Genomic DNA, 5,753 nt, shown 5'->3' on the forward strand with positions numbered 1-5,753 from the left:
GGCCAGGGCGGCCGCCACACCGGCGGCCGCGGTGTCGGCCGCGGCGTCGAGGATCGCCACGGCGGTCGCGGCGATGGCGGCGACGTCGGCGTCCGCGACGGCGCGGCGGTCGGCCTCGACGTCGATGGTCAGGGTGTCACCGTCGTCGCGGACGAGGAAGTTGAGGTCGTACTTGGCGCCGACCTGCGGCACCTCGACGTGTTCGGTCCTCAGACCGGCGAAGGTGGGGGCGGGCAGCTCGGCGCCGAGGTCGGTGAGGATGACGTTGAACAGCGCCCGGGACGCCGGGTCACCGGCGACCTCGCGGGGCACGGGCGCGTGGCGGACGGCGCCGAGCACCGCGGCCCTGGTGCGCTTCACCAGCTCGGCGAACGGGGTGGTGGCGGTGACATCGAGCCGCACGGGCGCCATGTCGAGGAGCAAGCCGACCATGCGTTCCAGTCCGGGACGGTCGCGGCGGGAGACGGGCATGCCGACGACGAGGTCGTCGCGGCCGGTGTAGCGGGACAGGGCGACCGCGACGGCGGTGGACACCACGGTGAAGACGCTGGAGCGGGTGGCGTCGGCGAGCTCGCGGACGGCGGCCGTGGTCGCCGCCGTGACTGTCACGCGATGCGCGCCCGCACGCCCGCCGTCCTGGGCGCCGTCGAGGGGCGGAGGCAGGGGTAGTGCGCCGAGCGCGGCGTCGTCGAGCCGGTCGCGCCAGTACTTGCGGGCGGGGGCGAGGTCGGCGTAGGCGAGGCGGTCGGCCTCCCAGCGGGCGTAGTCCACCATGTCGAGCGCCGTGCCCGCCGGGGCGACGTCCTCGCCGGTGCGGCACGCGCCGTAGCTGTGCGCGAGGTCGTCGAGGAGCGGACCGAACGACGGGCCGTCGGCGATGACGTGGTGCAGCACGAAGAAGAACACGTGGTCGTCGGCGGCCAGCCGGAACAGGCGCATCGCGACGGGTGGCGCGGTGTCGAGCGCGAGGGGCCGGTCGGCGAGGCGCGCACACTCCGCGAGGCAGTCCGCGTACGGGTCGGCGGCCGCCGTGACGTCGACGACGGTCAGCGGCGGCTCGACGCCGGGCAGGACCCGCTGGCGCGGCTCTCCTCGGTCGACCGGTAAAACCGTGCGCAGGGACGGGTGGCGGCGGTGGATGTCGCGGAGCGCGGCGGTGAACGCGTCGTGGTCGAGCGAGCCACGCAGCCGCAGCGCGCCGCACAGGTTGTAGGTGCCGTCCTCGGCGAAGTACGTGGTGGCCCAGAGCGAGCGCTGCGCGGCGGTGAGCGGTCCGGTGTGGACAGCACCGTCGGAACCACCCGCGGAGCCGCCGTCACGGCCGGGTGGCCAGGCGAGGCTCGCCCGCCGGGACAGCAGCTCCACGAGCTCGTCGCGGTGCCGCTTCATCTCCGTGAGCAGCTCGGCGGGCAGGGCCTCGCCCCGACCGCGGTAGCGGATCCGGTCGTCGGCGAGGGTGAGGTCGACGCCGAGGTCGTCCAGCCGCCGCAGAAGGTCCTGTGCGGTCACAGTGCCCATGGTTAGCTCCGCTCCGCCGCTACCCGCCGTCTTCCCTCCTGCGCTGCTCGCCGTTCGTTCCTCACGGCTGCGCTGCTCGTCAGTCCAGACGGCGGACGCGGCTCCGCTCTCGCTCACAGCTCCCCCTCGAAGACGGGTTCGCCGGCGTTCGACGCGCCTTCCGCGCGGAGCCGGTCCAGCTCGGCGGCGACGTCGGCGACGGTGCCGAGCTCGAAGAAGTCCTCGAGCTGCAGTTCGACACCGGTCTTCTCGGTGAGCTGGAACAGCACCTGGACCGCGAGCATCGAGTGCCCGCCCAGCTCGAAGAAGTCCTCCTCGACGTCCACGGCGTCGAGCTCGAGCAGCTCGCGCCACACACCGGCGACGAGCTCCTCCGTCGGCGTGCGGGGCCCGGTGAACTGCTCCGCGGTGTCCGTAGCCATGTCCATCCTCATCGCCTCTCGCCTGCGGGGAGTGGAACGTCGGGGTTCGCCGCGCCCGCGCGCAGCACGTCGGCCAGTGCCCGGGACCACCGCTCGACCGTCGCGGTGTCGAGCACCTCCGGCCAGAACAGGACCTCGAGGCGCAGCCGGTCGATCTCGCCGGACACGTCGACCATGAGATCGAGGTCCATCACCGGGTCGGCCAGCTCGCGCGGCACGACCTCGAGTCCGGGCAGCGACACGCCGGCGCGCCACGCGCCCTGGTGGGTGATCTTGACCTGGAACAGCGGGAAGCGGCCCGCCTTGCGCGCCGGATTCACCGCGGCGACGAGCTTGTGGAACGGCAGGCGGTCGTGTTCGTACGCGCCGAGCACCTGCCGCCGGGCCAGGTCGAGCAGCTCGCCGAAGGTCGGGGCGGCGCCGGGGGTGAGTCGGACGGGCAGCTGGTTGACGAACGTGCCGATCAGCTCCTCGCTGCCGGGCCACGAGCGGTTGACCGAGTCGATGCCGAGGACCAGGTCGGTGGTGGCGGTCGCGTCCCGCAGCACCACGTAAGACGCGGCCAGCACGGCCATGAACGGGGTCGCTCCCCGGGCGCGGGCCGCGGCGGCGACCGCGGCGGTCTCGGCCTCGGTGAGGTGGGTGACCACGTGGTTGGTGACGAACGCGGGCTTCGCCGGGCGGGGACGGTCCAGCGGCAGGTCGATCGTGGGTGGCGCGCCGGCCAGCTGGTCGGTCCAGTAGCGAGTGCAGTCCCGCGCGTCGGCGCTCGCGAGCCACTCCCGTTCCGCCGCGACGTAGCGGCTGAACGAGGTGCGGGGCGCGACGATGTCGGAGGTGCCGGCGAGCCAGCGCTCGTAGTGGTCGGCGATGTCCCGCTTGAGCACCTCCAGCGACCAACCGTCGGCCACGAGGTGGTGCATGGCGAAGGTCAGCACGTGGTGGCCGGGCGCGACGGCGGCGAGCCGCACGGTCATCAGCGGCGGTTCCGGCGTACGGGCGGAGATGGCGAACCCGGCCTGGTCGCCGTCGACGATCTCCAGCGTCACGTCGGCCTTGGGCCCCACGACAGCCCTGGGCACGCCGCGTTCCTGGGTGAAGACGGTGCGGAGGGGCTCGTGCCTGGCGACGACCGCGGCGAGCGCGTGCCGCAGGGCGTCGAGGTCGAGGGTGCCGTGCAGGTCGAGCGACAGGATGAGGAGGTTCGGCGCCTTGGTGCGGTGCAGCTGCTCGAAGAACCACAGCCGCTCCTGCCCGGAGGACAGCGCGCCGGGCTCGGGCGCCGGCTCCGCGGTGCCCGAGGACGCGGCGGCCTCGACGGCGGCGAGCAGGCCGCGCGGAGTGGGCCGGGCGAGGAAGGCACGCAGGGACGCGCCGTCGGCGCCGAACTGGTCGCGCGCGGTGGACACGACGGTCATGGCGAGGAGTGAGTCGCCGCCGGAGGTGAAGAAGTCGTCGTCCGGGCCGACGGACGCGAGGCGCAGCGCCTCCGCGACCACCACCCGGACACTGTCCAGAGTGGCCGCCCGGACAGTGGGTTCCGGAGTGGGTTCCGGAGTGGTGGGCGCCGGGGTGTCGCCGCCGCGGCTGTCGAGCGCACGGTAGTCGATCTTGCCGGAGCTGTTGGCCGGCATCCGGTCGAGCACCGTCACCTCGTGCGGCACCAGGTACTTCGGCGCGGAGACGCGGATCGCGGCGAGCACCTCGGGACCGGTGGCGGCGCCGGCGCCGGCGCGCAGGGTGACGAACGCCTGGAGCCGGCCGGCCGCGTAGACGCAGGCGGCCGACGCGACGCCGGGAACGCGCAGCACCTCGGCCTCGACGTCGCCCAGTTCGACGCGGTGGCCGCGGATCTTGACCTGCCGGTCGCGCCTGCCGTGGAAGTCGATGGTGCCGTCGGCGGCGCGGCTCGCGCGGTCTCCCGAACGGTAGAGGCGGGCGCCGGGGATGCCGGAGAGCCCGTTGGGGACGAACGCGAGCGCGGTTCGGACGGGATCACCGATGTAGCCGCGGCCGACGCCGTGCCCGCCGACGAACAGCTCGCCCTCGACGCCGGCCGGTACCTCGGCGCCGTCCTCGCCGAGGATCCAGATGCGGGTGTTGAGCACCTCGGTGCCGATGGACGGCCAGGGCCGGGCGGCGCTCTCCGCCGCGGTGACGACGTGGTGGGTGACGTCGTCGGAGCACTCGGTCGGGCCGTAGGCGTTGACGATCGGAATGTCCGGGCAGTGCTCGTACCAGCGCTGCGCGACCCGCCCGGGGAGCGCCTCGCCGGTGGCGACGAGGTACCGCAGCGAGGACAGCCCGGCGCGCAGGCCCGGATCGATGGCGAGCTCCTCGATGAGCACGGCCAGGAACGAGGGCACGATCTCCAGGACCGTCACGCCGTGCCTGCGCACCCACGCGACCAGCTCGACCGGTTCGGAGATGTTGAGCGGGGACGCGACGGCGACGCGGCCGCCGGTGGTCAGCGCGGTGAGCGTCTGCCACACCGAGATGTCGAACGACAGCGGGGCGGTGAGGCCGATCGCGTCGGTGGCGGTGAGGCCGAGGTCGGCGACCTTGGCGGCGATGTGGTTGTCCATCCCGCCGTCGGCGACCATGGCGCCCTTGGGAGTGCCGGTGGAGCCGGAGGTGAAGATCACGTACGCGAGGCCGTCGCGGCGCCGCCGGATCACGGGCACGTCGGCGCCGGAGGCGGCCGCACCCGCGACGAGCACCGGTGGCGCCGGGGCGAGTTCGGCGGCGAGCTTGTCGGCGTACCGCTCGTGACCGGGGGCGGCCAGGACGACCCGCACGCCGGCCGAGCCGCACATCTGGCGTGCGCGGCGGACCGGAACGGTCGGCTCGACGGGCACGAACGCGGCGCCGGCGAGCAGGGCGCCGAGCACCATGGCGACGTAGCCGGGGCCACGGTCGGTGACCAGGGCGACGACGGTCTCCGGGCCGGCGCCCGCGGCGCGTAGCGCGGCGGCGTGCTCGCGGGCGACGGCGTCCAGCTCCGCGTAGGTGCTGCCCCCGTCGTCGGCGACCACGGCCGGGGCGTCCGGGTTCGCGGCGCGGTGCGTGGCGAACTCCGTGAGCACGTCGCCCACCACCGGATCCGGCATGTCAGCTCCTCTCCGCGGGCAGCGCCCAGCCCGCAGGCACCAGCTCGGCGAGGGACCGGTCGCCCGCCGCGCCGAGCGCGCGGACCAGCGCGCGCATCCGGCCGGCGAGCTCGGCGACACCCACCGGGTCGAACCTGCTCGCCTGGTAGCGGTAGGACACCTGGTAGCCGCCGTCGCGCTCCTCGATGTCGACGAGCAGCGGGTAGGGCGCGGCACCGGTGTCGACGTCGGTAACAGAGGCGTCGAGGCCGGTGAACGCGACCGGGCCGCCCGGCGGCTGCATCACGAGCATCACGTCGAACGGCGACCCGTCCCCGCCGGGCGCGGGCGTCAGGTGTGGCACCAGCTCCTGGAACGGGAGGTTGGCGCAGCGGTAGGCGCGCAGCGCGGCGTCGCGGGTGGCGGCGAGCGCGTCGGGGACCGGGCTCGCGAGGTCGAGGTCGATGGCGAGGACCGAGACGTTGAGCAGGGGCCCGACGATCCGCTGCCACTCGGGCCGGTCGCGCTGGGCGATGAGGGTGCCGAGCAGCACCAGCCGCCGCTCGTCGTCTCCGGGGTGGGTGAGCGCGGCCAGCGCTGTCGCGAACACCAGGTACGGGGTGACGCCCGCACGGCTGGCGAGCGCGCGGACGCCGCCGGCGAGGTCGGGGGCGAGCAGGTCGGTGTGCCGGCCCGCCTCCTCGTCGTCCGCCGTGGCCGGTGC

The 5,753-nt window shown here is 74.5% G+C and carries 4 protein-coding genes; all 4 read right to left on the reverse strand.

The features are described 5' to 3' along the window. Window positions 1-1,518 (reverse strand): condensation domain-containing protein (locus ACRDTB_RS37100; RefSeq protein WP_431436941.1); only part of this gene is annotated, 1,518 nt, incomplete at its 3' end. 113 nt (window positions 1,519-1,631) lie between these two features. Next, window positions 1,632-1,940, reverse strand: coding sequence for a phosphopantetheine-binding protein (locus tag ACRDTB_RS37105; protein WP_431436942.1), 309 nt, complete (start codon window positions 1,938-1,940; stop codon window positions 1,632-1,634). Window positions 1,941-1,948: 8 nt separating this feature from the next. After that, the gene (locus ACRDTB_RS37110) at window positions 1,949-5,050 is read right to left on the reverse strand and encodes an amino acid adenylation domain-containing protein (RefSeq protein WP_431436943.1); all 3,102 of its coding nucleotides are present in this window, start codon (window positions 5,048-5,050) and stop codon (window positions 1,949-1,951) included. A 1-nt stretch (window position 5,051) separates the two neighbouring features. After that, on the reverse strand, window positions 5,052-5,753 hold a 702-nt coding region (locus ACRDTB_RS37115; RefSeq protein WP_431436944.1), incomplete at its 5' end, for a condensation domain-containing protein.

The sequence above is a fragment of the Actinophytocola sp. genome (assembly GCF_050699935.1).
In the GTDB taxonomy this organism is placed as follows: domain Bacteria; phylum Actinomycetota; class Actinomycetes; order Mycobacteriales; family Pseudonocardiaceae; genus Actinophytocola.

Excerpts from the sequence above, each read along its gene's own strand:
- ACRDTB_RS37105 (WP_431436942.1), bottom strand. The coding sequence starts at position 1,940 with ATGGCTACGGACACCGCGGAGCAGTTCACCGGGCCCCGCACGCCGACG.
- ACRDTB_RS37110 (WP_431436943.1), bottom strand. The coding sequence starts at position 5,050 with ATGCCGGATCCGGTGGTGGGCGACGTGCTCACGGAGTTCGCCACGCAC.